This is a genomic window from Lacinutrix sp. MEBiC02595 (assembly GCF_053601555.1).
In genome coordinates this window covers 1-217 of sequence record NZ_JBSHNU010000031.1, presented here as the reverse complement: position 1 = coordinate 217, position 217 = coordinate 1, and the positions used below count along the sequence as shown (strand labels likewise).

The window sequence follows — 217 nt, the reverse complement described above, 5'->3', positions numbered from 1 at the left end:
TTCCTGCATCTACACTACCATTTGTTGGTACCGTTACTGATGTTGGCTCTGTTCCTTCTGTTAAACTTGCTCCTGCTGGTAAAGTAGTTGTATCTACTACGATATCTACTGTTCCTGCTGGTACTCCTGGAATAGTATACGTTCCATCCGCTGCCGTTGTTGCTGTTGGCTCTCCTGCGTCTAATACACCATCGCCATCTAAATCAGCAAATACAGT

The 217-nt window shown here is 44.7% G+C and carries 1 protein-coding gene; it reads right to left on the bottom strand.

Annotated features, from left to right (window positions below; translation table 11 throughout):
* Window positions 1-217: hypothetical protein (locus ACVCZW_RS00085; protein WP_452231287.1), on the bottom strand; the 217-nt coding region annotated here is incomplete at both ends.